The organism is Neobacillus novalis NBRC 102450, from assembly GCF_001591805.1.
Taxonomy (GTDB): Bacteria; Bacillota; Bacilli; order Bacillales; family Cytobacillaceae; genus Neobacillus; species Neobacillus novalis.
The window spans coordinates 1-25,844 of record NZ_BCVP01000055.1 but is presented as its reverse complement, the minus strand read 5'-3'; the positions used below and the strand labels follow the sequence as shown (position 1 = coordinate 25,844).

Genomic DNA, 25,844 nt, shown 5'->3' with positions numbered 1-25,844 from the left:
TTTGATAAAATAAGAAAAGATCCTTTGTAGAAATTTGCCTGTTCGAGGGCTCCGACATATTGTTGGAGCCTATTCTTTTTTTCTAAAAAATAGTTAGGTTAATAATGTTGTTTTTGTTATAATAGTAGAAGTGAATAAAAATGTAAAAAAGAGGAAATATTCATCAGGGGTATTCGGGAGGCATTTATGAAAAAGAATAGATTTGTATTTTGGGCGTTAGTAATTACCACCCTTATTTCAGCATTGGATGCAAATATAATGCAAACGGCAAGTCCGACGATTGTCAAACAGCTTGGCGGTATGGAGCTTTTTGCCTGGATTTTTGTTGTTTATATGTTAGCAAGTACGGTTACGGTCCCGCTCTTCGGGAAATTATCGGATATGTACGGAAGAAAAAGACTACTAATTATCGCCGTGGGAATCTTTACACTCGGATCGGTTCTTTGTGGAATGGCGAATTCGATGGTTATGCTCGTAGTGTATCGTGGTGTTCAAGGTCTAGGGGCTGGCGGTATGATTCCGCTTTCGATGATTATCGTCGGGGACTTGTTTACGATTGAAAAGCGCGGCAGGATTCAAGCGGTCTTCAGCACCATTTGGGCGCTATCTTCGATTGTTGGTCCTGTATTAGGCTCGTTTTTCGTCGAAGCATTGACATGGAGATGGATTTTCTTTATTAATATTCCAATCGGCATTGCCACTGTGCTATGTTTACTTCCTTATAAGGAACAAATTGAATTTAAAAAGACTCATATCGACTTTAAAGGTTTCTTCCTTTTCGGCGCATCGATTACGCTGTTATTGTTAGCGACAAATATGAGTAATCCGCTCTGGTACGTTATTATTGGAGTTATTGGTTTGATTATATTTGTCTTAGTAGAACGGAAAGAAGCACATCCGTTTCTACCTGTTGCTCTATTTAAAAACAAAGGGTTATTTTCGACAAACCTGTTCATGCTTGTGTACTGCCTATCCTTTTTCGGGACATCGAACTTTATTCCATTATTTCTGCAGGAAGGTGCGCATATGAGTATTTATAAAAGCGGCCTGATCCTGTTAAGTATTGCGGTAGGCTGGATGTTTGGCAGTACTCCTGCCGGAAATTGGATTATCCGCTTCGGCTATAAGCCTTTATTTATTACTGGAAGTTTTATTACCGCCCTATCAGGATTGGCCCTATTTTTATTTATTAAAGATTTATCTTATACGAATTTGTTTATCATTTTGACCATCCAGGGTGTTTCCTTTGGTTTATTGTTTGCGGTGGGGACGATTGCTTCTCAAGAATTTGCCGATTCTTCTATCAAAGGGGTGTCGACGTCACTGCAAATGTTCTTAAGAAATATCGGGACATCCATCGGTGTTACGGTAATGGGGCTGCTTATTAACCAAGCAGCAAACATTGTCGTCGGAATGCAAAACGTGTTTCTATATGCCTTTTGCTTAAGTTTAATTACGGTCGTGTTGAGTTTTCTCATACCTTCAAAAACGGGGGCATTGAGTGAGAATCAATCGTAATTCTTGATATACTAGAAATGAGATCGGACATTAATGTTCGGTCTCTTTTCTTTGGCGTTTAAAAAAGACGTAAAGGATTAGATCAATTGGAGAATACTATTATAAATCAAATGTTTTCCAAGAAAGCGGGTTGAGCAGTGGCAAACATACGAAATTGGTCAACATTCGGAACGATTACAAAACAGGCATTTGAAATTAAAAAGAATCCTTTTCCCTGGAAAAAAGCGATTTGTGCTGGTTTTTGTGCGGCAATCCCGGCCCTAGTTGGATTGCTTACCGGAAATTTAGCGTATGGAATGCAGGCAGGGATTGGGGGTTTTACCTTTCTTTATGTATTTAATGAACCGTATGCACAGAGGGCAAAAAAATTATTTTGGGTGATGATTGGGCTAAGCTTATCAGTAGGTTTAGGCACGATGCTTGCACCGTATCCATGGTTATTTGCATTAATGGTCGGAGTTATTGGTGCAGCAGGGACATTTATTTTTGGTGCTTTACAAATTCCAGGACCAGCAGCGGTGTTTTTTGTTTTATGTTTTTCGATGACGTCAGGAATGCCGATTGATCCTGCCCTTGCTCCATTGAGAGCCGGTCTTGTTTTATTGGGCGGGCTGCTTTCATGGGTAATTGGAATGGCTGGTTGGATTTATCAACCACATGCACCTGAAATGAGGGCGGTAAAAAAAGTATATTCCGAATTGGCATGCTTTTTAGAGTCAATCGGTACGGCAGACTATAATCAGGCAAGGCACAGAACCGTGATGCAGATGAGGGCTACAGGAGATATTTTGTTGGCTGGTTACATTTCATGGCGAAGTACGGATTTATTTAACCGGTTAATTTTGTTAAATAATCATGCCAACGAAATATTTATCCATCTAATGGAACTTTTTTCTGAACAAAGCGGCAAACTGCCGGCTGAATTAGCAGCAGCTATCAGGGGGATTGTCCATTCAATCGATCATAAAATGGACACGCGATTTACTTTTCGCCAGCCCGATGAAATGGATGAAGACATTGACCGATTGTTTCGCAAAATATTTGACGCGGATGCCATCTTGAATGAGCCTGTTTCGAAAATCAATCAAGAAATAAAAATCTTTAAGCGTTCGTTACCGACGGTATTCGGAGGGGCTTTTGACAAAAACTCGGTTGTGTTTCTTTCTGCCGTTCGCTATGGAGTAATCCTTACGATTGCGGCGATTGTTGCATATTCTTTTGATTTTTACCGATCCTATTGGATTCCATTATCCTGTGCGGCTGTGATGCTGGGTTCTACTATTATATCTACCTTTCATCGTGCTATTCAGAGAACTCTAGGTACCATTATTGGAATACTGGCTGCGAGTATCGTTCTATCAGCAAAGCCACAAGGAATTTTTATTATCTTAATCATTTTTTCATTGACAACCTTGACAGAGCTTTATATTGTTAGGAATTACGCACTTGCTGCAATGTTTATCACTCCCAATGCCTTATTAATTGCCGAAAGCTCGACACATTTACATAAGCTGTCTATTTTTGCCGCTGCAAGAATCACAGATGTGTTAATTGGGTGCTTCATTGGGTTGATAGGTACCTATTTGACAGGAAGGAGTTCAGCCTCAAGCAGGCTGCCACATGCCATTGCTAAAACAATTCGCAGCCAGATGCAGTATTTCCAAGTGTTATTTTCAGCGCAAAGCAAAGGCTATTCTTTTGGTAAAATCCCGGCACAAAGCAAAATGCACACGAATTTTGATAATTTAAAAATTATCTATAAAACAGCGTTAGGGGAAATCCGAAACAATAAATCTGCTTTAGGAGAACTTTGGCCAGCAATTTTTTCAATGGAGCAGCTGCGGTTTCATCTTGATGCTTGTTTAAAAATTAGTGACCGGCCAATCATTCCAGATGAAAGCCTCGCCCAATTATTATTTGTATTTGAATCAATGGCAAGCGCAGTTGAAAATAAACAACCTGTAGAGAGAAAGAGGATTCCAGAAATAACGGGATTCTCAAAAATTCAAAAAGAAATCGCAGACTTGCAAAACGCTTTGGGGGAAAAACATTTCAATAAATAGTAATATAGAAACAGTTTCCATGACCTTTAATGGTGTTGGAATGAGGACTGAGGTGAATGGGTTGGAGGACCATGGATTAGATTTTTTTCTTGAGCTTAAAAGGATTGAATATGGAGCGCCAAAGGTAAATAGAGGTGTTCAAATTGTATTTGTTATAAATGGCGTACTGACAGTAGAAACGAAAAGCCGCTTTTATTCTTTAGCTGAAAATGATTTACTTCTTCTTAATCGAAATCAGCTTTATCAATTGCATGGCACGAATGATAATTGTGTGTTGCTGTTGACGATTACGGACGCCTTTATCGATCGCTATTATCCAGACTATCACAGGCGTCGGTTTCAATGCTTTTCACGAGAGATCGAAATGGGCCGGGAGTTAAAGATTGACAAAATCAGGCGATTGCTTGCGGAAATGATGATTACCTATTTAAGAAGGGATGAAAGCTATAAGCTTGAAATTCAAGGAACCATCTGTCAAATATTGTTGATCCTTATTCGTAATTTTAGTGGGGAAGGTACCGCTTTCGAAAAAATCGATGCAGATGATCAGCGGTTAACGCAAATAATTGACTATATGGAAAGAAACTATGAACAACAAATTACCTTGGAAGAAATGGCACAAAAGACCTTTCTTTCAATAGGCTATTTATCGCGCTATTTTAAACAAAAGATGGGAATGGGTTTCAGCCGATTTTTAATGAATATTAGGTTAAAACATGGGGTAAAGGACTTGCTTTATACATCTGATTCGATTTCCCAAATTGCGATGAAAAATGGATTTCCAAATACAAAATCGTTTACAAACCTGTTTAAAGAAGTATATAGTGTAACGCCGCATGAATATCGACAAACACATTCACCCGAACAACAAGTGGATTCCATTCATAGCTATCATTTGCACGATTCAGAAACACTGATGAAGTCTCCAGAGGTTTTGACTAAATTAGGGAAGATCTTAACTGCTAGTGACAAAATGTATGTCAATACAGAAACACGTTATGAAGAATTGGCGATTGAACTTTTACATGAAAAAAGGGGAACGGTCAACCTTCCTGAAAACATCCTCATCATTGGGGAATTAAAGGAATTATTAAAAGAAGATGTGCGTTCGCAAGTGTTGATGGTGAAAGAAGATTTGGGATTATGCTTTATTGGAATCCGCCATTTGGTTAGCGGGGAGACCATCCTTCCTACTGTAGAAACTGATGAACGGTTTGCCACGACCTCACCTTACTTTAACACGGATGGTGCGTTAAATTTTATGAAAAAAAATGATCTCTCCTTGTTTGTCCGGATAGATTATAAAGAAATTTCCATTGATGAAGAACAGTACTTCAATAAACTAACGAAGTTTTTAAAACACTGTTTGCAGGTTTATGGAGAAATTTACTTAAATACATGGCATTTCATATTTTATGAGCCCTATTATACAGCTGTGAAGGCTAAGGACTTACACCGGGTCTATCTAAAACTATATCGTCTCCTGAAACAGCATGTACCAGGAATTCAGGTCGGTGTATTTCTGCCATTTTCTTTTCATGATGAAAAAATTCCGAAAGAGCATGAATGGCAGTTAGAAGAAGGGGCCAGGATTGATTTTATTGGCTACCATGGCAACCAAAATGAAGTGATTGATTTTAACGAAATGGGCGATGATCGCTTTTCATTAGCCAAGGATTACATAATGGAAAAAACAAACAAGATAAAAGGATTTTTAAAGCAGCATCAGATCAATAAACCGTTTTTTCTTGTATCGTGGAATACTCTTTCCGGAAATACCCGGTACACAAATGGTACGTTTTTCCGCGGTGCCTTAGTGTTAAAAAATGTTTTAGATTTAGCCAATGAGATTCATTCGCTGGCCTTTTGGATTAATACTGAATTACATGAAGAGGATAAAATGAACCTACGAATTCGCCTTGAAGGGTTAGAATTATTTCATTATTTCAATGGAAAGCGGCCAGCCTTTTATTCGATGCTATTTGCAAACAAGCTCCAAGGAGAAGTCGTTGCAAAGGGGCAGGATTATTTCATGACACAAACGGAATTAGGCTACCAGCTCGTCCTCATGAATTGCAATTACGTTAATCCCTATTTTTCAATTGAGGAAGCGTTTCTGCAAAAACTAAATAAAGATATTCGTGTGAAAATTTTCGGCATGCAGCAAGGTGAGTATCAGATTCGTAAGTACATTTTTGACAAGGACAATGGGGCATTGTATACGAATTGGTGGAAATTGGGCAATAAACATGGAATGGATGCTGAGATTATTGATTATATTACCCGCTCCAGTCAGCCATCATTAGAAATATTTGATGAGTCAATTGAGGAAGAATGGGTGTTTTATTCCTATATGACCACAAACGCCATCCATTTTTTCGATATTCGTAAAGTAATTGAATAATCAGGTTAGCCATTGATGAGAATCAATGGCTTTTTTTGTAATAAATCAAACCGAATGTCAAAAATCGACGGCTATTTTTGACTGTAAAGGAAGCGCATTTAAAAATATGACCAAGAATACATCAAAACAAAACAATAAAAGACTCAGTTTCATTGGCTGTTTTTTCTATAATAGGGACATAAACAAGATATGAGTTAACCGTTATGAACTACAAGAAGATAATTCATTCCTTGTGAATCAAGGAAATTTTTTTATCAAATACTATGCTCTAGGAATGGTATTTTTTTGAAACAGATTACGATTAGCAAAAAAATAAATTGGGGGTTCAACCATGGAAACAGGTTACAAAGGTACCAATAAAATGATCATAGGAATTGTGTTTGGTGTTCTTACATTCTGGCTATTTGCACAAGCATTGCTAAATGTGGTTCCTTCTGTTCAAAAAGATTTAGGCGTTTCACTTGGAACAGTGAACATTGCCATTAGTTTAACGTCCTTGTTCTCAGGATTGTTTATCGTTGCTTTTGGTGGACTTGCAGATATAGTTGGTCGTAAAAAAATGGCTAATATTGGTTTTGTTTTAAGTATCATTGGTTCACTTTGTCTAGTTTTTGCTAACGGAGCCGTATTGCTCATTATTGGGCGTATCTTAACAGGATTTTCGGGTGCAGCTATTATGCCATCAACCATCGCCTTAATGAAAGCTTATTTTGAGGGAGCAGATCGCCAACGTGCTCTAAGTTTTTGGTCTATCGGTTCTTGGGGAGGAACAGGGATTGCCTCATTTTTAGGCGGTGCCATTGCCTCATCTTTGGGATGGAGATGGATTTTCATCATTTCTATCATCGTTGCCATTCTTGGTATGCTTCTATTGAAAGCTACACCAGAAAGTAAACAAGAATCTAAAGGTGGTTTTAAATTCGATTACACTGGTTTAGTCATTTTTATCATCACCATGTGTGCTCTGAATGTATTTATTAATTTCGGACCGACTCTTGGATGGACTAGCCTGACTTCCATTGGTCTTATCATTATCACAATCATAGGTTTGATTGTTTTCATAAAAGTTGAAAGTAGTAAAAAAATCGTACTGATTGACTTTGCTGTATTTAAAAATAAGGCATATACTGGTGCGACTATTTCCAATTTCTTGTTAAATGCAACTGCTGGTGCGATAGTTGTAGCTAATACGTATGTACAAGTAGGTCGTGGAATGAGTTCATTCCAAGCAGGTTTGTTATCACTAGGTTATCTAGTAGCAGTGCTTGTGATGATTCGTGTCGGAGAGAAAATATTACAAAAAGTAGGCGCGAAATTACCAATGATCTGGGGTACCATCATTACGACAATTGGTGTGGCATTGATGGGCTTAACGTTCTTACCAGGTGTTGGTTATATAATTTCTGAATTCATTGGATTTACACTATTTGGTCTCGGACTTGGATTTTATGCTACTCCATCAACGGATACATCCGTATCGAATGCTCCTGCTGACAAAGTAGGACAAGCAGCTGGAGTTTATAAAATGGCAAGCTCACTTGGTGGTGCATTCGGCGTTGCAATTTCCGCAGCTACTTATGGTGCAATCGCAGCAAGTGGAAATCTTGCATCAGCCGGTGCAATTGGTATGGCCGTAAATGTTATATTTGGCATAATTGCAATACTATCTGTTATCTTCTTGGTGCCAGGTGATGCTGGTAAAACAGCTACTGCTCCTAAAAAATCAAAGGCTAACAGTCACCGTCCTATTACAGAATAATTAGCAATTGGAAATGTAAAACGCGCCACATTTAGTGGCGCTTTCGAAAATAATAAAAAGGTGGTTAGATCATGAAAAGTAAATTAATGGAAATGTTAGAATCTCGAAAGGATGAAATGATTAAAATTCGCAGACATCTACACGAAAATCCTGAGCTTTCTTTTAAAGAAGAAAAAACAGCTCAATATATTATTGATTTTTATAAAGGTAAAGACGTAGAAGTTCAAACGAATGTTGGTAATGGACACGGAGTTATCGTAACCATTAAAGGCGGCAAACCTGGGAAAAATATTGGTTTGCGCGCTGATTTTGATGCACTCCCAATTGTCGAAGAAACAGATTTACCATTTAAATCAAAAAATGAAGGCGTCTTTCACGGGTGTGGGCATGATGGACATACAGCCTATTTGTTAATCTTAGCGGATTGCCTCATTCAATTAAAGGATGAAATTCCTGGTACCATCAAAATTATTCACCAACATGCAGAAGAAGTTCCGCCAGGCGGGGCAAAAAGTATTGTCGAATCTGGCATTCTTGACGACTTAGACAATATATTTGGCATCCATCTGCTTCCAATGGACAAAGCTGGAGTGGTTGGTTATCATGCTGGATTTTCCTTTAACGGCAGGGCTTATATGAAATTAAAAATTCAAGGGAGAGGCGGCCATGGTTCTTCACCACATTTAGCGAATGATGCCATTGTGGCTGGTGCTCATTTTGTCACAGCCGTTCAAACCATTATTAGCCGTCGCTTAAGTCCTTTTGATATTGGTGTAATTACGATTGGTTCTTTTGATGGGAAAGGAACATTTAATGTCATTAAAGACAGCGTAGAGCTTGAAGGCGATATTCGTTATATGACGGTTGAAACAAAAGCAACCATTGAAAAAGAAATGAAACGTATCGTAAAAGGACTGGAAGAGGAATTTGGTGTAACATGTGATCTAACTTACGAAAATGATTATCCACCACTTTATAATAACCCAGAATTAACAGAGAAAGTTGCTCAATTCTTAAATAGTGCTAATGATAAAGATATTACAAAAGTAGAAGAGTGGCCAGCTATGCCGCCATCCGAAGACTTTGCTTATTATGCTGAAAAATTCCCTTCATGCTTCTTCTATATCGGTTGTACACCTAAGGGCGTGGAAAAACCATATTTTAATCATAATCCTAAATTTGATATTGATGAAGATTCACTTCTCGTAGCAGCAAAAGCAGTAGGATATGTGGTTTGTGGTTATTATGAGTTAGATTAGGATAAGAAAAAGGAAATTTAGGTGTCAAAATATCTGGTGTCAGGCACAAACCCATTACCATTGTTACTCTTAAATCCCAGCCAAAGAAGGGTATTGAGTGAGAGTCTTGAATGGAAAATAATAATATTATGTAAACTTTATAAAAGGCCATTGTTTCTAATGGCCTTTTTGCTGTGATTTCATTTCATGAACAGTGATCATTTCATATACTAATTGAAATGTAATCAGAGGTGAGAAAATGGCTTTAAAAATCGAAAAAACAAAATTGACAGAAGCAGCAGCGCTGTTATCGATTCAGAAAGAGGCATTCGAAGCCGACTTGAAAAAGTATCGAGATTTTGAATCAAGTCCAGCCGCGGAAACATTGGAGTTTTTTAAATATAAAATCAACAACTCTTTCCATTACACGATTTTCCTTGACGGCAAGATAGCAGGCGGCATCTGCGTTGTGAAAGTGTCAGATACCCATTACCGCTTATTTCGAATTTTCCTTCATCCCAGCTATCAAGATAGAGGGCTAGGCGGTAAGCTCGTTTCAAGCATCGAAAAAAAATTCCCTAAAGTGAAAACGTGGAGCCTTGATACGCCAAAGGATAATCGTCGAAATCGCTATTTTTACGAAAAACTAGGCTATCAGAAACAGGGGGAATATAAAGTAAATGACCGATTAACGCTAATAGAATATCAAAAAAAGGTAAAATGAAGGATGAATTCTTAAGTACTGGCTATTTTTAAAAATAAAAGTACATTATAATAATGGATGTTAAAAAAAATTTATGAGTGGAGAAAAATAATGATCGCAAAAACAGAAGCAGATTTTAATGGTTTAAAGGAAATAGGCAGGATTGTAGCGTCTATTCGGGATGAGTTGGTTAAAAGGGCCATTCCAGGCGTCACCACAAAAGAACTTGATGATGTAGCCGGAAAGCTTTTTGAAGAGGCAGGCGCCGTTTCTGCTCCAATGGGTGAATATGATTTTCCGGGTTACACTTGTATTAGCATGAATGAAGAAGTGGCCCATGGGATTCCAGGTTCAAGGGTAATTCAGGAAGGGGACTTAGTTAATATTGATGTATCCGGGTCGAAAAACGGCTATTTCGCTGATACCGGCATCTCTATCGTTGTCGGAAAAGGTGATGAATTATTAAACAAAATTTGTGAGGTTGCGAAGCTGGCCTTTGAAGCGGGACTTAAGAAATGCAAACCGGGTGCGAAGAAAAGCGGCATTGGCAAGGTCGTGCACCAAACAGCGCAGCAGCATGGATTAACCGTCATCAAAAATCTCACCGGTCACGGGATTGGCCGCTCCATCCATGAATCACCTGACTATGTCTATAATTATTATGAGCCTTGGGACGATGAATTGCTCAAGGAGGGAATGGTTATCGCATTTGAACCATTTATTTCTACCCTTGAAGAGGAAGTAATTCAACTCGATGACGAATGGACCTATGCTACAGAAAAGAGTTTTGTCGCTCAATATGAGCATACGATGATCTTGACTAAAGAAGGACCGATTATTGTGACACTTTAAAATTAGTGAAGTTTCCAGGTTAGGATTGGCTGTTTTCATAAGAAAACAGCTTTTTTTCATTTACCGCCGAATAATGAAAGCGCTTCATAATTGACAAAATAGTTAAAATAGTCAAAAAATATTGACGTGTCTCTTTTCCCGTGTTACCCTTATTTTTATAAATTAACATGAATCGAAGACGAGAAGAGTAGGATAGGCCCTTGTACAAAAGAGAGTCGACAGTTGGTGGGAGTCGATGGCAAGACTATTTGAAGATCATCTCTGAGATGCGTAGCTGAATACATAAAGTAAGCTATGCCGGCTAAGTCCGCCGTTACTATGGAACACGTACACGGCAATCGTACGTCAATCGAGAGCCGCAGTCATTTATGTGCTGCGGAAGTAGGGTGGTATCGCGAGTTAACTCGTCCCTATACGCAGGGGCGGGTTTTTTGTTGTTTAAAAAATGCTATTCGTTATAGGAGGAAAAAGAAAATGAATCAAAAAGTTGAGAAAAAAGTGTTTAATGTCGAGGATATTATCATTGCCAGTCATACCATCAAGGACGAAATTTCACCCACTCCCTTGCAATATAATCACATACTATCTGAACGCTACGACTGCCATGTGTATTTAAAGCGCGAGGATTTGCAAAGCGTTCGTTCGTTTAAAATTCGCGGCGCCTATAATCGAATTAAAAAATTAAGCCCTGAAGAGTTAGAAAACGGAATTATCTGCGCAAGCGCCGGTAATCATGCTCAAGGAGTCGCATATTCCTGCCATCTGTTACAAATTCATGGAAAAATCTTTATGCCAACCACCACTCCAAAGCAAAAGGTGAACCAAGTTAAATTTTGGGGTAAGAGTAGTGTTGAGATTGTCTTAGCAGGCGATACCTTTGATGATGCTTCCGAACAAGCAATGGCTTGCAGTCAAGAGGAAAAGCGGACATTCATCCACCCATTTGATGACTATGATGTGATTGCCGGCCAAGGAACAGTTGCCGTAGAGATACTTAATGATTGTCCTGAAAAAATGGATTATTTATTTGGAGCAATCGGCGGCGGCGGTCTAATGGCTGGAGTTGGAACGTATTTAAAGCACTTTTCACCGCAAACGCGATTAATTGGGGTCGAGCCAGAAGGTGCGCCAGGGATGAAAGAGTCGTTTTTAAAGGGGGAAGTAACCACACTTAAAACCATTGACACATTTGTTGACGGCGCTGCAGTAAAAACGGTCGGAACCAAGACCTTCAGCATTTGTAAGGAAATCATTGATGATATTATCGTCATACCAGAGGGCAAAGTATGTACCACGCTTTTATCACTTTACAATGAAAATGCCATTGTTGTCGAACCGACCGGAGCCTTATCCATTGCTGCTTTGGATACATACGCAGAGGAAATTAAGGGTAAAACGTTGGTCTGTATTGTTAGCGGAGGAAACAATGATATAGGCCGGATGCAAGAAATCAAGGAGCGTTCAAAGCTTTATGAGGGTCTGCAGCATTATTTTATCGTCCAGTTCCCTCAGCGTCCCGGAGCCTTACGTGAATTCTTGTTTGATGTTCTTGGACCGAATGATGATATCAGCCATTTTGAATACACGAAGAAGAACAATCGCGAAACGGGACCTGCTCTTGTTGGAATCGAGCTAAAAGATAAACACGACTATTTCCCTCTTATTGACCGTATTAAAACGAAAGGGTTTTTATATCGAGAAGTAAACAAAGACAGCACCTTGTTTCAGATGCTGGTGTAAATAGGAAGAGGCCGAAACTTAGTGATTTCGGTCTCTTGTTTATTTTGTATTTTAAACTTTTAACAAATGTAGCATTTAAGGTATAATATTATTTGTGATAGATTCGAACATCTATAATAGTCGAAAAAAGAAACGAACCCCTAATGTTATTTTGAAAAAGTATTGAAAGGTCGACTTTTTTCATTATAATTAGTTTGTGTGTAGATTCAATGTGGAAAGAGAGTGTTCAGAATGGGACGTAAGTGGAATAATATTAAAGAAAAGAAAGCGTCAAAGGATGCAAATACAAGTCGTATCTATGCAAAGTTTGGCGTTGAAATTTATGTAGCCGCAAGACAAGGTGATCCCAATCCAGAATCAAATCAGGCATTAAAATTTGTCCTAGAACGTGCAAAAACCTACAATGTCCCGAGACATATTATTGACCGTGCGATTGAAAAAGCAAAAGGCGGTTCAGAAGAAAGCTATACGGAACTTCGATATGAAGGCTTCGGATCCAATGGATCCATGGTGATCGTTGATGCACTCACAAATAACGTGAACCGTACGGCATCGGATGTGCGCGCTGCCTTTGGTAAAAACGGCGGGAACATGGGTGTAAGTGGTTCCGTTGCTTATATGTTTGATGCAACTGCTGTCATCGGTATCGAAGGGAAAACTGCCGATGAGGTCCTTGAACTATTAATGGAAGCTGATGTAGATGTACGCGACATTTTAGAAGAAGACGAGTCAGTTATCGTTTATGCCGAACCAGACCAGTTCCATGCCGTTCAGGAGGCATTTAAGACCGCTGGCATAACGGAATTTACGGTTGCCGAACTAACCATGCTTGCACAAAACGAAATCACACTTCCAGAGGACGGACTTGCCAAGTTTGAAAAAATGATTGATGTATTAGAAGACTTAGAAGACGTGCAGCAAGTGTACCACAATGTTGATTTAGGGGAATAAACCTAGCAAACTCAATGGTACCAACGTTTCTAACATTTTAATTTTGTTGGCTGACTACAAAAACTTCATCTGTTATGACAAACACTGCAACATAAGTCATAACTGGTGATGATAAATGTCTCGCTCATGAGTGAATTGAATTTCATAATGGGGAGGCATTTTTTAATGCAACTAAACGATTTACACAAAGAGTTCATGTTTCATATTCAGGTGAAGGGATTGACTCCGAGGACCATCAAAAGTTACAAGGATAATAACAAACGATTTATAGCTTACCTTGAAAATGAACATGAAATAACTGAGCTCGATGAAATTAAAACTTTGCACATAAAACAATACGGTATGCAGCTGAAGAATAAAGGTCGTAAAGAAACCTATATCAACAGCATTTACAAGAGTATACGGAGCTTGTTCAATTACTGTATTGAAGAGGGATATCTATTGTCCAAACATAATCCGTGTACTGGTGTCAAATGGTTGAAGGAAGAAACGCCTGTAATAAAAGCATTTACTTCCGAAGAAATAAAAGCAATGGTCAATGCTTACAAAATGCCGACTTATCTTGAAGCTAGAAATAAATTAATCATTATGGTATTAGCGGACACTGGCATAAGAAATCTGGAATTGTGTCATTTGTTAAAAAGCAATGTTGGTGAAACGACCATTAAAATTATGGGAAAAGGAAAAAAAGAACGATATTTGGCAATTTCTCCAGCGCTGAAAAAATATTTAATGAAATTTGACCGCATTCGTGACCAATATTTAAAGGATGATTTCAGAAGCAATGACAATTTATTTTTGTCATATACAGGAAAACCATTAACAGTAGAAGCTGTTGAACGTGTGGTAAAAATCGCTGGTGAACGAGCTGGCATTACAAGAGATATTCGCATATCACCGCACACCTTGAGGCACACATACGCCCAGCTGATGTTGCTAAACGGAATAGACGTGTACTCATTAAGCAGATTACTTGGGCATGAAGATATTTCAATTACGAAAAGATATTTACAATCTTTAGACGATGAAAAAGTAATTGAAAAAGCGATTGGCATTTCACCGCTAATGAATTTATAACGCAAGAGCTCGGACACCAGCTGAATTTAGTTGGTGTCTTTGCTTTGTTATTCGGAAACAAAAATCTCGTCAATCTGAGTCGAGCATTGCGTTTTAGAAGTTAAATGTTTGTTCGTAAAATGGGTTGCTAAAATTAGCATTTTCATTTGATTCTTCGAACTCCAGTTCCAACATTTCAGCTGTTAGTTTCAACTGTTCGTTATGTTCAGGGGTGGTTTTTTCCAAAGGAATTTCATCACCCATAAATTCCATATAAATTTCTTCGTAAGCTTGACTTCTACAATCTTTAACATATTGTAAACGATGTTCCTTGATTTTTTCCACAAGTGTAGCACGCTCACCTTCCTGTTCCTCAACTGGTGCCACCTGAGTTTTTTCCTCAACAACAGACTCTGTTTTCACTTCTTCAGCTACAATTTCTTTTTTCTTTGCAGACTTTTTCCGTTTTTTGTTTTTTCTTTTTGGCTTAGAAAATTCTACAACTTTTGTTTCTTTCACTGGGTCAGCAGTAATAAGTTCTGCTTGCGTCACAAGGATTTTCATTGTGCCATAAACATTGATTTTAGCAACATTTTCTTCCAGCACAAAAACAGTGCGACCAAAAATATTATTTTTTGTTTTGATTTTCTGGTCTTTGATAGCTTTTCTCATTTTATATGGTGACACACCAAACAGCTCCGCTAAATCAGCAACGCTGTAATATACTTTTCCTTTAAAAATTGTTTTGTTAATAATCATCGTTCATTCCTCCAGTAATTGTAATTGTGTTTAATCAATAGCTGATGTTTCTTATTTTGTAATTGGAGGTTCTGGAATTTGTAGCTCATTGATTTAAACGTATATTAGCAGAAGTTTTGACCGCTTGTCTACAACTTTTTCATTAAAATCCGAACTATTTACTAATTATAACAGGTTGTTGTTCGTGTTTTAACACTTAGTTAACTTTTTGGCACAATTTGGAGCCCTCGGCAAATGAGAATTACAAAAATAAACTTGAGCGGACAAAAAATTGATATTTAATGATAAAATGGAATCATTACCAAAGGAGGAGAAATCATGCAAAACATTGGTGTCGATTTTAAATTAAGAGTTTATAGTCAACGTTGGGGACACAGGGATAACATTTACCTTAAGAAAACTGAAAATGGCTGGTCAATCGTTACATTAAAGCTTCGTGGTGTGGAAAGCGATAAACACGGTGCTCCTGGCATTATCAAAGCCTTTGAATCAGAATCCATTTCATATCCAGCTGATATTGGATATTTCTTGTCTGATTTATGGGACGCTTCACAAATCAAAAGCGAAGAAGAAATTCAAAGATACTTTGACCAATTAGCTGATTGGATTTCACACACTGAAGAAACAAAGCCGAATTTCGGACCTTTACACATCTAATTAATCGACCGTAACCGTCACTGGTTGCGGTTTTTTGTTAATTGTAGGTTTACTATTCCAATACAAATAAAAACCACCAGCGATGAACTTGGTGGCTTTATTTTTGTTATGCTTCACCTCTTACTTCTTTAAAAGCTCTCGCCCATTTTTCACCATGAGTATTAATGCCATTTAATTCATAATCGGTCAGCAAATGAGCTATTTCAACATACAATGAATGTTCGTGGACATTGTTTTTAATATCAAAAAATACACTGAACTCGAATGTGTCTGACTTCGATACAAAAACTTCTCCTATTCCATCTACAACAGTTAATAATTTTGCAAATTCATAAGCTTCTTTTCGGTTGCTAGTCCAAACATTATCACTGCTCATTTATTTCACTCCTTTATGATTAATGTCAAATTATCCAAGCAAAGAAGAACACCAGCTCGATTGAACTGATGTTCAGTGTGATTAATCACGGTTTTTCATATGCCCTTGATACTTTGGCATATCACCGTAAAGTGTTTCAAACACTTCTTCCCAGCTACCACGTCGATGGTTTTCCTGAGCAAGAAATTCTGCAAAATGATAATTGCCGTCATGCTGTGGCACCACTTGGTAGATACGTTGCTCAAACAAACCATGATGAACGTTTTCACCAGCTTCAATCTTATTTCGGTATGCATCGAATATGTCCATAATGGCGTTGTATTGTTCACGAGTAACTTTGTACTCAAATAACAATCTCGAAAGCCCGCTGTCTTCAAACAACAGCTCCTGACGAAATTCAAGGAAATCCAATCTCTCATCTACTGTCATATTATCACCTCCCATTTACCAATATTCGACATTGGAAGTCAATTTCCTGTAATACACAAAAAATAAAAATTAGGTGATATGCTAAATAAGCACCTCAGGTCAAAAAGTTGAAACGTATACTGTACGTTTCATGCCAAAGCTGGTACCAACAGAAATGATATAAGGTCAAAACAAAAACACCCTCGAAAGGGTGCCTTGTTTATTAACGATAAATGATTAATGCAGAATAAACCGCCGTTGTTCCGTTGTAAACTGATGAATACTTAATATCAATAATTTCATGTTTAATAATTGATTCTAAAAAATTATTGATATTTGATTCTAATGTCGCTGGTGTGCCGTCTTTAATTAATCGAACTTGTGTCATAATATCACCTCCCAACTAAACATAATTCGACATGGGTCATAATATTTCCTCTCTTAAATAAATTTTCCAGTAATTCAATTGAAATAGAAGTTTAATAGGTATAAAATACTATTATATTGATTTAGGAGGAATAAAAATGGAATATAAATGCCCTACTTGCGGACGCCAAACATTAAAAGATTATACTGCTATGGATACTGGTGAAGTTTACTATATGTGCCACAATAAACTTTGTCCTGATAATGGTAAGCAAATGATTGGCATTACACCCGAACAATAAGAACATCAAAAAGACAGCATAGTTTTTATGCTGTTTTTATTTTTTTACATAACCATGACCTGTTAATCGAGCAATATCTCGCTCGAGTTGTTCCGTATGAGGGAAAACGAATACTTGGTATTTTTCGTTATTACGGTTTCGCATTGTATGTTCTAAGTCATGTCCCATTTTGATTAAATCAATTGCCAATGATTTTTTATATATATTCTTTAATTTCATAATAACCTCCTATGGGAAGCATCCGCCTGTGGCGGATCTTCCCTATTCTGTTTGCATTACCTTTGATACAAAACAGGTATCATTTTGGGCAGACCGTTATTTGTCGTACAATACGTTAAGTTGTTGGGCCGCTTGATAATCATATTTTGCGATTTCATCAATGAGGTAAGGAGCATTTTGGTCTCTTAGCGCATTTGCCAAGGTATCTAAATCCCATAAAAAATACGAGGAACTTTCCGAATCACAAAGACCTTCAAGGAAACTCATGAAGTTCACTCTGCCATCAATCGTATTTTCCTCGTGATATTTCAGCAGTATTGATACGACATTTCCTATTTCTTGCTTTCTCATTTATCATTCCTCCAATAATTGTAATTTCTTTTTTATTATCCCTGACTGAAAATATGCTGGCAATCTCTTTCCAATTGTAAAAACAATTTACATTTGAACCGTGAAGCGCAAGCGGAACACACCGCACCGAGGCATGCTAATGCTGAGGTAAAGGGACAGCTTGCCTGTCCCCATGTCTAGCACACTTTTATATATCTTCCTATAAAGCAAATGTCAGAAAACGTTGATATATATGGGTTTTTTCATTCAACTGGCACAAAAATCTTGCCAGATAAAATATCAATCCCTTTCCCTTACAGAGCGATTCTTTCAAATATAATGAATGATATACGAATCTCGGAGGAAAATCATGATAACAACACGGAATTATGGCATGACACAAACAATTAATGTAATAGATGCAATCTGCGGAGCGGGGAAAACAAGTTGGGCAATTCAACAGATTAACGATAGTATCAACAAAACTAAAAAGTTGGCATTCGGTGAATCTCTAGAGCAAGAAAAATTTATATATGTAACCCCATTTTTGAATGAGGTTGAAAGAATCAAAGATGCCACTAATATTGATTTTGTAGAACCTGAGGCAATCAAAGGCTACGGAACAAAATTGAAACATTTCCAAGGATTAATAAATTCTGGTAAGTCTATCGTTACCACTCATGAATTATTCAAAAAATTGGATTTAGCGACTTTAGACAACATTGAAGAAATGGGATATACATTAATCATGGATGAAGTTGCCAACGTTCTCGAACAATACGATATTACCAAGAGCGATATTGATATGTTAATTGGTCAAAGGACAATTGCTGTCGGCGAAAAAGGAAAAGTTCAATGGCTGGACGATGAGTACAAAGGCAAATTTTCGGATATGAGAATATTGGCAGAAAGTGATAACCTGATATTACAAAACGGAGTCGCAATGTTTTGGACAATGAACACGAGAGCTTTTGAAGCATTCGATGAAGTTTATATTTTGACTTATATGTTTGAAGGTCAAACCCAATGTAACTACTACAAAGCAAACGATATTAAATTTGAAATGTTCAGTGTTCATAAGGTCGGAGACCGTTATGAATTAATTGAATACAATCCAAGAAGGGAACCTCGGGAAGAGTTGTATAACCTGCTCAATATTTACCAGGATTCCGACAATGGCAAAGGTAATCCGTTAAATTCAAATTATGATTCTCGAAAGCAAGTCAATGACCGTCAAAAGCGTGGACAACTTTCTACAACATGGTTTAAAAATGCCACTGAAAATGATTTAAAACAAATAAACAACAATTTAAGAAATTACTTTAGAAACGTTGTTACTACGGACAATGACAAGATATTTTGGACAACCATTAGGGACTTTGCACCAGTGTTAAAAAATGCTAAGTGCAAGTTCAACAAGAAAGATGACCGCAGCAAGGATAATTTTGTACCGATTAATGCAAGAGCAACAAACAATTATGCAGACCGCACCTCAATGGCATATGTTTATAATCGCTTCATCAATCCTATGGAACGTAATTTCTTCAAGGAATATGGTGTAATCGTAGACGAGGATAAGTTGGCAGTGTCCGATTTGATTCAATTCCTATTTAGGGGCTGTATCCGTAATGACCAACCAATGAATTGTTATATTCCTGCTGAACGAATGAGAACACTGTTAAAGCAATGGGCGGAGTTTGAAATATAGGGGATATCTTAACAAAAGAATTCCCTTTTTATTATCATTCAACAGTGATACGAGCAAATGGGTCTGGTGATATAACTTGCCTATCCCCCCTACACCCATTTTTTTATTTGATAGGGATGAGGAGGACTGAAGGGTGGTCCACGCCAGAAAAAACGATTCCCGTAACTCGAGCTTTTTTGTAAATTGAAACACAACAAGCCGAATACGTTAAAACATTGTATTTTTTAACATAGAAAACACGAGCAATCTGCACTGTTAATGGGTTTCTGTTCCCCATTATTTTTAAGTGGGTTTTGCTGATACTAAATAAATCAACGAGAACCCATGAGAAAACGATAGCAAAATGATTAGAAAGTCATCGTAAATCTATCACAAATCAATTGAAAATCATCAAAAATGCCATGTTTTCTGCAAGTTACAGTTGAAGATGGTTATCAACTAAAATTTACATTTTACTGATAGCTTCATACTAAGGAGCTAGAAAAAGATATTGCCAGACCGAACAATCAAGAATATGTAGAAGAACGTTCCGAATAGGAACGTTTTTTTATTGCAGGAAATTAGACCCATTTGTCGAATATGAAAGTGGGGGCGATATTATGTTAATAAAAAGAATCAAAGTATGGTCAATTACCTTACTAGCAATAGCAGTCGTTTATGGTATTGGAAATTTCGTGCTAGTCGAAATACAGGAATACTTTAAAAAAGATGACAAAGCACAACTTGAACAGTATAAGAAGGAATTGAAGCAAGAAAAGAAGGAAATTAAGAATCAAGAGGAATGGTTCGACTTATCAGATAAGGAAATGGAAGAAGTGGACAAAAAGAAACAGGACATGATTAAGAACATAACGGAAATGGAAGATTACATGAATGCCAATAATATAAAACCTGCTGACTTAGAGCCGAAATATAAAGAACCATATGATTGGTACGTATCACAGCGAAATTTATTCAATAAATTAACAAGTGACAGAGAGCGAAATTACAAGGAAACATATGATAAATACCTTGAGAATATCGAGGCATACAATGAAAAAGTTAAGAGTGCAAATAACCTCGCAGAAAAAATTGGGAGCACCTGGATTGTTGTTCCGATACCAGGGAAAGGACACTAAATCAACTGAAGAAAAGAGGTAATAAATAATGAGCGATATTATTTGTCCAGAATGTAAAACCGAATATTATTTACACCATTTTAAATTGCCATTTAAAGAACCAGGTGAAACACTTCGGTGTAAATGTGGCAAGGAACTATACAGCTACGATAAAGGAACAGATGATTATAGGCTTGAAGAAGTTGGCGAATATAAAAAGAGAATGGCAGCATTAGAAGAAGAGCGCTCAAAATACCCGACTTGCGATTGTGGATTAAAAATGGTTCCTCGGACAGGACCTTATGGGAATTTCTTTGGATGTTCAAAATATCCTAAAGGCTGTAAAAAAATAGTAAAGCGATAGGCATTCCTTTGAGGATGCTTATTTTTTTTTACATTTCACGGCAAATATTTGTTTAGGTACATCTGCAAACAGCAGTGGGCAACATGGTCCTTCCTTCTTCAACATGTTTTTTTCTACGGAGGGGGGGGGTTAGTCTGTTACACTACATAATATATGTGTTACATAACACTTAAGATAGATGTCTCCAAAATCGGATACAACTTTTTTATGCAATCAATTACGGGAAATATTATGCCGAAATCATCAGAAATCCATTAGAATCAACAATGTATAAAATTATGATTACGGATAATATTTTCGTAATTTAGAAACATTGGTCCTATGCGATTTCTATTTTACATTATCTCGTAAAGATTATATTTTACGTAATAATGTATGAATATGGTATTCATCTTTTGTATAAATGGAATTGACAAGAGGTGCAAACAAAAAAGGACGTGGTTTTAATCCGCTCTCTTTTTTAGCACTATTTCAACATATATCATTATTATAAATTATTCTTTCGGCAGTTTCTGTAATTGTTTAACAGTTTCCACAATTTGCTTTTGTCGTTTCAAACTTTCCTCCATGGCGGGGTCTGGTTTTCCGAATAACGTATCAACGAACATAAACGCATACACACTCAGCATTAACACAACAGCAATTCCTAAAGCCACCGTTTGTAATTTTTCGTTTTTGAAAATGGATTTGAACTTCATGTCAAACCTCCAATTAATTGAACCATATTCAAAATTATAACAAAGGAAATTTCTAAAAACAGGAAGATAAAATTGAATATTAATATTCAAAAGTTGATGATATACAATCCGCTGGTATTGATTTATGTCACCATTTCTCTTATGATATACGAGACAATTTACTCATGAGATTCAGACCAACAAACGTTGATAAATCAAGGTTGTTCCTTAAATTTGTTATGACGTGCAGCAAGTGTACCACAATGTTGATTTAGGCGAATAAACATAATAAAAAGCAGACCTTTGATTTTTTAGAAAAAGGTCTGTTTTTTTATTTAGTTTGCATAACAAGAGCTTGCGCGAGAGTAAAAGGACTCTAGAAACCTTTTTTCATTGGTTTCTTATTTTGTTGATTTCACTTTAGATAAAATAAAAATTGTAGCGATGATGGAAAAAGAACCGATCCATTCGGCCGGACCAAATGAAACATGGAGCCAGGCGACCGCTAAAAACGCGGCTGACAAGGGTTCAACACAGGCTAAAAGGCTCGCTTCGGATGCGCTGATATACTTCAGGCTTTCCATATAGCAAAAGAAAGCGATTAATGTACCAAAAAAAACGACAAAAATAACGGCCAAAAATGAAGTGAGCGACCAATGCCCTTGAAATACCCATGGCGGATGAATAAAGCTGAATCCAATACCGCCAACAGTCATTCCCCAGCCAACCGTTAATAACGAGCCCCATTTAGACAGCAAACTGCCCGGATAAAGAGTGTAAAATGCAAGTGCAAAGGCGGAGAGAATTCCCCAGAAAACTGCTTGGCCTGAAATGGACAAGGTTTTGAAGTTACCGCTCGTTACAAGCAGGAATGTTCCAGCAAGGGCTAACAAAATGGCAATCATCTCATGTTTTGTCGGTAAAACCTTTCTGCGAATGCATAAAAAGCAAACGATTATTACGGGTGCAATGTATTGGAGCACAGTTGCTGAGGCAGCATTCCCATGTTCGATGGCAGCAAAGTAAGTATACTGGACGCCAAACATCCCAATAATTCCAAAAACAAGCAGGCGAACTATATCTCGTTTATTTTTCCAAATGCTCCAGATATTTTGTTTTCCTGCTTTTTGTGCAATCAATAATAAACCAACACCTGAAAAAATCAGTCTAATCACGACCAGCCAGTTCGTACTGAAGCCCTGTTGATGAAAGAGGTATTGGGCAACCGTCCCCGAAACACCCCAAAAAGTAGCTGCGATTAGCACCAATATGATTCCTTTTGCCCTAGGGAAGAGTATCACTGCACTTTGTGAATTCATCTGTATCCCTCCAATGAAGCACTCCTAAAATCTTAAATTAAGAATATATCAAAGATTATAACACTCTTTTGTGGGATAGGTTTTTTATTTGTTAGTATTAACAGAGGAATATCTTTAGGAAAGCGAGAATAAAGAACATAAAGTGTGATTAAGGAAGGAGTAGAAAATCAGTGGCTTCTAAAAAAGATGATGGTCATGTTAATTGGATGGATCAAGTTTCGAAAGATTATAATTTGGATGAGGAAATGAAGAAACACCCGGGATTCGGAAAACCACTTCCATCTCGGTTATTTTCGGGCGATATCTATTCCAATTTCGTCAATACCGCGAAAGAGGCGGGGTACCTGCCCCCATTTGTAGCCTTGCAAAAGGAAATAGGACAAGAAATAGCTAAGGCGCTAAAATTAAAGGAAGAAAATACAAAGGAATCTGAATTAACAAACGTAATATCTGAAATTAATCTGAAGATACAAAAGTATAACTCTACCTGTCCACCAAGCATGCAGCGGGGTAGGATTAGTTTAGACAATATTGAAAAGCTTTATAAAATTTGGGAGTAAGATGCCCATTCATATAATGATAGAGCAATTATGCAGTCTTAATAGCAATTAGCTAGCATCTTGCTAGTTTATTGATTATCGTTTGATAGCAAGGGGATGCGGTACTGGTACCAGTAATGGGGGGAGTTCCAAAAACTTAAACATACCCTTCTTGATTCAGCTAATCAACGATTAAATGGTTAAGTAAATTTTATCTAAAAGAGAAAAAACATATGGATAAAAATGTTTAAATGATTGATGGACATTTAAATTAACTCAATTAGAAAGGAAGGTAATATGAGGAAAATTCTCTCGAAATATATGTCTGATTTTACTTCGCTCAGCGAAAACGAACAGCAGGCAATCTCTGAAAGTTTACGAATTGATGAATATAAAAAAGGAAAATACCTTATTAGACAGGGAGAACGTTCCGAAATTAAATGTTATTTCGTATTAATGGGGTGTGTCAGGCAGTTTTTTATAGATGAATCAGGGAAAGAGGTCACATCAAATTTTTTTACTGAAGAACAAGCTATTCCCATTATTAACGAACAGAAAAAAAAAATTTATCAAAGTATTCATTAATTTGTGTCGAAGACTGCATATTAGTTGTTGGCAACGTTGATTCTGAAAAAACGATGTGTAAAAATTACCCACAACTGGAAACCATGATACGCAAAATGATGGAGATAAACCTTGGTGATATACAAGAACAATTCGGAGAATTTATCAATTCTTCTCCTGTAGAACGCTACGAATCCATTTTAAAGAAACGACCTCAGTTAGTTGACCGTGTACCACAGCATCAGTTGGCTAGTTATCTTGGAATCACTCCTGAGTCATTAAGTAGAATAAAAAAGCGAATGAAAAAAATATAGTTTAAAATAGATGTCATCCGCATTTCGCGCTACTTCTCTTCTCTAAGTAGCATCCAAATTGTAATTACCACCAAAATAACTCTAAATCCTCCAGAAATTAACTTAAGTCAATGAAAGGTTTTAATCCCCTTGTTACTATTAAATAAAATTAATACAAGGAAATTTTATTTTTAAAAGCCTATTGGAGGGAGTTTTTATGAAAGCAATAGTTTGTGATAAATATGGCTCACCCGATGTACTTGAGTTAAAAGAGATTAACAAACCTTTACCCACCGAGAATCAAGTATTGGTAAGAGTTTATGCAGCATCCTTGAACTATGGTAACTTGGTTCTGTTGAAAGGCAAACCTTTCGTAGCCCGCTTCGCCTTCGGACTTACTAAGCCAAAGTATTCCATCCCCGGAGGTGATATAGCTGGTATAGTTGAAGCTGTTGGTAAAAACGTTAAGCTATTTAAAGCAGGTGATGAAGTATTTGGCGACCTTTCTGGTTGTGGCTGGGGCGGTTTTGCTGAATATGTAACTGTCCCCGAATACGCTTTAGCCTTAAAGCCAACCAATATCTCCTTCGAGGAAGCTGCTGCGACACCTATGGCAGGTGTGACTGCACTACAGGGACTTTTGTGTAAAGGTAAAATTATATCGGGACAGAAGGTATTAATTAATGGGGCATCTGGTGGTGTCGGTACTTTCACGGTACAAATTGCCAAATCATTTGGGGCTGAAGTAACAGGTGTATGTAGTACAAGAAATTTAGAGATATTGCTTTCAATTGGAGCCGACCATATCATTGATTATACAAAAGAGGATTTCACCCAAGATGAGAAGTGTTACGATTTGATTCTAGGTGTGAACGGTTCTAATTCCATTTCAGCTTATAAACGTGTACTAAATCCATTTCAGCTTATAAACGTGTACTAAATCCAAATGGGAATTTTGTTCACGTAGGAGGTTCCGAATCCCAATTTTTTCAAACATTATTTCTTGGACCATTTATTTCAATGACTGGAAGCAAGAAAATAAGTAGCATGTTACAGAGAGCAAGCCAAAAAGACCTAAATCATGTAAAAGAATTACTTGAGACTGGCAATGTAAAACCCATAATTGATAAGCGGTATAAGTTAAGTGAAATAACTGAAGCATTCAACTATTTTCAGGAAGGTCACGCTCAAGGTAAAGTGGTAATTACTGTATAATTCAAATCTGACATTAAAAATCCCATAATCATTCCTACTTATGTAAAATAAATTGTCATGGTTATTATAGTTGCAATTTAGATTTAAGAATTGGCAACAATGGTGATTTATCAATTAAAAAGCAATGCGACTTCATATACGAAATGCATTGCTTTTATATATGTTTTTATAGTTGCGGGTACTCCAAAAGAGAACGGCTTAGGTTGACCAAAATAAACAACCGCAAGCCCCTGCATTCATGTATGGGGTGAGGTTGTTTTTTTATAAATAATTTAGAACTAATGTTCCCTTATTGTTGGAATTAGTTTTAAATTTTTGATATAATAAGTATATGAAAAGTCTAATACAGTATAAAAGCAATAATAAC

At 37.1% G+C, this 25,844-nt stretch carries 24 protein-coding genes, 2 pseudogenes and 1 other annotated feature; of the genes and pseudogenes, 18 read left to right on the top strand and 8 right to left on the bottom strand.

Annotated elements, in window-relative coordinates; genetic code table 11:
• Window positions 1–186 precede the first annotated feature (186 nt).
• The 10 genes from BANVL01_RS24970 to BANVL01_RS24925 all read left to right on the top strand — a co-directional run bounded on the left by BANVL01_RS24970 (window position 187) and on the right by BANVL01_RS24925 (window position 14,305).
• Window positions 187–1,518, top strand: a complete 1,332-nt coding sequence (locus BANVL01_RS24970; protein WP_066087037.1) for an MDR family MFS transporter — start codon at window positions 187–189, stop codon at window positions 1,516–1,518.
• 137 nt (window positions 1,519–1,655) lie between these two features.
• Window positions 1,656–3,581, top strand: coding sequence for an FUSC family protein (locus BANVL01_RS24965; RefSeq protein WP_066148152.1), 1,926 nt, complete (start codon window positions 1,656–1,658; stop codon window positions 3,579–3,581).
• A 40-nt stretch (window positions 3,582–3,621) separates the two neighbouring features.
• The gene (locus BANVL01_RS24960; protein ID WP_066096490.1) at window positions 3,622–5,985 is read left to right on the top strand and encodes a helix-turn-helix domain-containing protein; all 2,364 of its coding nucleotides are present in this window, start codon (window positions 3,622–3,624) and stop codon (window positions 5,983–5,985) included.
• Between the two features lie 331 nt (window positions 5,986–6,316).
• The gene (locus BANVL01_RS24955) at window positions 6,317–7,744 is read left to right on the top strand and encodes an MFS transporter (protein WP_066087040.1); all 1,428 of its coding nucleotides are present in this window, start codon (window positions 6,317–6,319) and stop codon (window positions 7,742–7,744) included.
• 71 nt (window positions 7,745–7,815) lie between these two features.
• Window positions 7,816–9,003 (top strand): amidohydrolase, encoded by a 1,188-nt coding sequence (locus tag BANVL01_RS24950; RefSeq protein ID WP_066087042.1) that lies wholly within the window; start codon window positions 7,816–7,818, stop codon window positions 9,001–9,003.
• A 238-nt stretch (window positions 9,004–9,241) separates the two neighbouring features.
• Window positions 9,242–9,706: a GNAT family N-acetyltransferase gene (locus BANVL01_RS24945; RefSeq protein WP_066087045.1), complete on the top strand. Its 465-nt coding sequence runs from the start codon at window positions 9,242–9,244 to the stop codon at window positions 9,704–9,706.
• 90 nt (window positions 9,707–9,796) lie between these two features.
• Window positions 9,797–10,537, top strand: a complete 741-nt coding sequence (gene map, locus BANVL01_RS24940; RefSeq protein ID WP_066087048.1) for a type I methionyl aminopeptidase — start codon at window positions 9,797–9,799, stop codon at window positions 10,535–10,537.
• Between the two features lie 166 nt (window positions 10,538–10,703).
• Window positions 10,704–10,952 (top strand) — a binding site (T-box leader).
• A gap of 59 nt (window positions 10,953–11,011) precedes the next feature.
• On the top strand, window positions 11,012–12,277 hold the full coding sequence (gene ilvA, locus BANVL01_RS24935; RefSeq protein ID WP_066087051.1) for a threonine ammonia-lyase IlvA: 1,266 nt from the start codon (window positions 11,012–11,014) through the stop codon (window positions 12,275–12,277).
• Window positions 12,278–12,508: 231 nt separating this feature from the next.
• The gene (locus BANVL01_RS24930; protein WP_066087054.1) at window positions 12,509–13,228 is read left to right on the top strand and encodes a YebC/PmpR family DNA-binding transcriptional regulator; all 720 of its coding nucleotides are present in this window, start codon (window positions 12,509–12,511) and stop codon (window positions 13,226–13,228) included.
• Between the two features lie 165 nt (window positions 13,229–13,393).
• Window positions 13,394–14,305: a tyrosine-type recombinase/integrase gene (locus BANVL01_RS24925; protein ID WP_066087057.1), complete on the top strand. Its 912-nt coding sequence runs from the start codon at window positions 13,394–13,396 to the stop codon at window positions 14,303–14,305.
• Between the two features lie 93 nt (window positions 14,306–14,398).
• Here the strand turns inward: BANVL01_RS24925 and BANVL01_RS24920 are convergent, their stop codons facing one another.
• On the bottom strand, window positions 14,399–15,043 hold the full coding sequence (locus tag BANVL01_RS24920) for a hypothetical protein (RefSeq protein WP_066087061.1): 645 nt from the start codon (window positions 15,041–15,043) through the stop codon (window positions 14,399–14,401).
• A gap of 318 nt (window positions 15,044–15,361) precedes the next feature.
• On the opposite strand from BANVL01_RS24920, the gene BANVL01_RS24915 reads away from it, so the two are divergent.
• Window positions 15,362–15,700: a hypothetical protein gene (locus BANVL01_RS24915; protein ID WP_066087064.1), complete on the top strand. Its 339-nt coding sequence runs from the start codon at window positions 15,362–15,364 to the stop codon at window positions 15,698–15,700.
• A gap of 106 nt (window positions 15,701–15,806) precedes the next feature.
• On the opposite strand, the gene BANVL01_RS24910 is transcribed toward BANVL01_RS24915, so the two are convergent.
• From BANVL01_RS24910 to BANVL01_RS27035, 3 genes are all read right to left on the bottom strand, one after another.
• Window positions 15,807–16,076 (bottom strand): hypothetical protein, encoded by a 270-nt coding sequence (locus BANVL01_RS24910; RefSeq protein ID WP_066087067.1) that lies wholly within the window; start codon window positions 16,074–16,076, stop codon window positions 15,807–15,809.
• Window positions 16,077–16,157: 81 nt separating this feature from the next.
• Window positions 16,158–16,505 (bottom strand): DUF1878 domain-containing protein, encoded by a 348-nt coding sequence (locus BANVL01_RS24905; RefSeq protein ID WP_235845750.1) that lies wholly within the window; start codon window positions 16,503–16,505, stop codon window positions 16,158–16,160.
• Between the two features lie 202 nt (window positions 16,506–16,707).
• On the bottom strand, window positions 16,708–16,872 hold the full coding sequence (locus BANVL01_RS27035; RefSeq protein ID WP_082805138.1) for a sporulation protein Cse60: 165 nt from the start codon (window positions 16,870–16,872) through the stop codon (window positions 16,708–16,710).
• Window positions 16,873–17,008: 136 nt separating this feature from the next.
• On the opposite strand from BANVL01_RS27035, the gene BANVL01_RS27575 reads away from it, so the two are divergent.
• On the top strand, window positions 17,009–17,152 hold the full coding sequence (locus BANVL01_RS27575; RefSeq protein ID WP_156482413.1) for a hypothetical protein: 144 nt from the start codon (window positions 17,009–17,011) through the stop codon (window positions 17,150–17,152).
• A gap of 36 nt (window positions 17,153–17,188) precedes the next feature.
• Here the strand turns inward: BANVL01_RS27575 and BANVL01_RS24900 are convergent, their stop codons facing one another.
• On the bottom strand, window positions 17,189–17,371 hold the full coding sequence (locus tag BANVL01_RS24900; RefSeq protein ID WP_066087073.1) for a hypothetical protein: 183 nt from the start codon (window positions 17,369–17,371) through the stop codon (window positions 17,189–17,191).
• Window positions 17,372–17,467: 96 nt separating this feature from the next.
• Window positions 17,468–17,722, bottom strand: coding sequence for a hypothetical protein (locus BANVL01_RS24895; protein ID WP_066087076.1), 255 nt, complete (start codon window positions 17,720–17,722; stop codon window positions 17,468–17,470).
• 373 nt (window positions 17,723–18,095) lie between these two features.
• Between BANVL01_RS24895 and BANVL01_RS24890 the strand changes: the two genes are divergently transcribed.
• The 3 genes from BANVL01_RS24890 (at window position 18,096) to BANVL01_RS24880 (ending at window position 20,870) form a co-directional block, all read left to right on the top strand.
• Entirely contained in the window at window positions 18,096–19,409 is a 1,314-nt protein-coding gene (locus BANVL01_RS24890; RefSeq protein ID WP_066096492.1) for a YonV family putative phage-derived protein, read from the top strand.
• Window positions 19,410–20,008: 599 nt separating this feature from the next.
• Entirely contained in the window at window positions 20,009–20,527 is a 519-nt protein-coding gene (locus BANVL01_RS24885) for a hypothetical protein (RefSeq protein ID WP_066087077.1), read from the top strand.
• A gap of 28 nt (window positions 20,528–20,555) precedes the next feature.
• Entirely contained in the window at window positions 20,556–20,870 is a 315-nt protein-coding gene (locus tag BANVL01_RS24880; RefSeq protein WP_066087080.1) for a hypothetical protein, read from the top strand.
• 494 nt (window positions 20,871–21,364) lie between these two features.
• Here the strand turns inward: BANVL01_RS24880 and BANVL01_RS24875 are convergent, their stop codons facing one another.
• The gene (locus BANVL01_RS24875) at window positions 21,365–21,568 is read right to left on the bottom strand and encodes a hypothetical protein (RefSeq protein WP_066087083.1); all 204 of its coding nucleotides are present in this window, start codon (window positions 21,566–21,568) and stop codon (window positions 21,365–21,367) included.
• Between the two features lie 380 nt (window positions 21,569–21,948).
• On the bottom strand, window positions 21,949–22,866 hold the full coding sequence (locus tag BANVL01_RS24870) for an EamA family transporter (RefSeq protein ID WP_066087085.1): 918 nt from the start codon (window positions 22,864–22,866) through the stop codon (window positions 21,949–21,951).
• Window positions 22,867–23,036: 170 nt separating this feature from the next.
• Here BANVL01_RS24870 and BANVL01_RS24865 point away from each other — a divergent pair, with 170 nt between their 5' ends.
• The 3 genes and pseudogenes from BANVL01_RS24865 (at window position 23,037) to BANVL01_RS24855 (ending at window position 25,477) form a co-directional block, all read left to right on the top strand.
• The gene (locus BANVL01_RS24865; RefSeq protein ID WP_066148150.1) at window positions 23,037–23,426 is read left to right on the top strand and encodes a DnaJ family domain-containing protein; all 390 of its coding nucleotides are present in this window, start codon (window positions 23,037–23,039) and stop codon (window positions 23,424–23,426) included.
• Between the two features lie 276 nt (window positions 23,427–23,702).
• Window positions 23,703–24,283: pseudogene (locus BANVL01_RS28445) on the top strand (Crp/Fnr family transcriptional regulator).
• A gap of 196 nt (window positions 24,284–24,479) precedes the next feature.
• A pseudogene (locus tag BANVL01_RS24855) lies at window positions 24,480–25,477 on the top strand (NAD(P)-dependent alcohol dehydrogenase).
• The last annotated feature ends 367 nt before the right edge of the window (window positions 25,478–25,844 follow it).